Below are 834 nucleotides of genomic sequence, written 5' to 3' on the forward strand. Positions count from 1 at the left end.
CGATCATCGACGAGCTCGGCTACCCCGGCCTCGGCAGCGCGGGCGCGGACCTGCTGTTCCAGCTGATACCGACGCGCTACGAGCAGCGCTCGACGATCATCACCACCAACGTGGGGATCAGCGGCTGGGGCAGGGCGTTCGGGGACGACGTGGCGGCGAGCGCGATCGCGGACAGGGTGTGCCACCACTGCTTCCTGGTCAAGATAACCGGCAGGTCCTACAGGCTGAAGGACCTGCCGAGGGACGGCCACGTCAAGCCGTGACCGGAATCGGTGAAAATACGTTAGCGCAACCGGTGAAACCGCCTTTGCGCTAACGGTAGTGTCCCGAATGTTGGTGTAGAGCTCGGTTCTCGAGGGTAGCCGCAGGCTGCCCGAGGAGCCGAGAATCACCTAGAATGCCGTCATTCTAGCGCATGCTACGCCGCCTTCCTGCCGGGAATCGGGTTGTCGGCCACCACGAGCGCAATTATCCTGGCCGCATGCTCGGCGGCGGTGCCCTCGTAGGCGGGCGCGGGCGCGTTCACCTTGGCGCCCTCCACGGCCCTGCCGATGGAGTCGTCGTTGAACCAGCGGCGGCCCGCCCAGTCCTCGTCCATCTCGGAGAACACCGCTCCCATCATCCTGATGAGCGACTTTCTGCTCGGGAACACCTGGACGACGCGGCTGCGGCGCTTGAGCTCGCGGTTGGCGCGCTCCTGAACGTTGTTGGTGCGCAGCCTGACGTGGTGCTCGTAGGGGAAGTCGAGGTACGCCAGCGCGTCGGCCTCGGCCTCCTCGAGCACCTCGGCCGCCTTGGGGCAGAACCCCTCGATCTGCTCGATGGCGAGCTGGT

At 66.1% G+C, this 834-nt stretch carries 2 protein-coding genes; one reads left to right on the top strand and one right to left on the bottom strand.

All coding sequences use genetic code 11. The features are described 5' to 3' along the window. Positions 1-263: ATP-binding protein (locus ACQRC0_RS08775; RefSeq protein ID WP_427729324.1), on the top strand; the 263-nt coding region annotated here is incomplete at its 5' end. A 155-nt stretch (positions 264-418) separates the two neighbouring features. Here the strand turns inward: ACQRC0_RS08775 and ACQRC0_RS08780 are convergent. Beyond that, on the bottom strand, positions 419-834 hold a 416-nt coding region (locus ACQRC0_RS08780), incomplete at its 5' end, for a transposase (RefSeq protein ID WP_427729326.1).

Source organism: Collinsella sp. SGI.033 (assembly GCF_050315135.1).
GTDB lineage: Bacteria > Actinomycetota > Coriobacteriia > Coriobacteriales > Coriobacteriaceae > Collinsella.